Below are 276 nucleotides of genomic sequence, written 5' to 3' on the forward strand. Positions count from 1 at the left end.
TCACCAGGGTCAGGCGCGGCTCCACCCCGGCCGCCAGCTGGGTGGCGCGATTGGCCAGGCGGTCGTGGGCCGAGAGCACGGCGCGGGCCTGGTCGAGCAGTTGCTCGCCGGCCGCCGTCAGCAGCGGGTAGCGGCCCTGGCGATCGAACAGCGACACCCCCAGGTCGTCCTCCAGCCGGGCGATGCTCTCGCTGATACTGGACTGCCGCTTGCCCAGCACCCGTGCCGCGGCGCTGAAGGAGCCGGCCGCGGCCGCCTCGACGAAGGCCTCAAGGG

The 276-nt window shown here is 74.3% G+C and carries 1 protein-coding gene; it reads right to left on the reverse strand.

Annotated features, from left to right (window positions below; all coding sequences use genetic code 11):
• Positions 1–276, reverse strand: a 276-nt coding sequence (locus tag HWD97_RS24345) for a LysR family transcriptional regulator (RefSeq protein ID WP_371835823.1), incomplete at both ends; no start/stop codon positions are given.

This window comes from Ochrobactrum sp. C6C9, from assembly GCF_022627935.1.
Lineage (GTDB): Bacteria > Pseudomonadota > Alphaproteobacteria > Rhizobiales > Rhizobiaceae > Brucella > Brucella teleogrylli.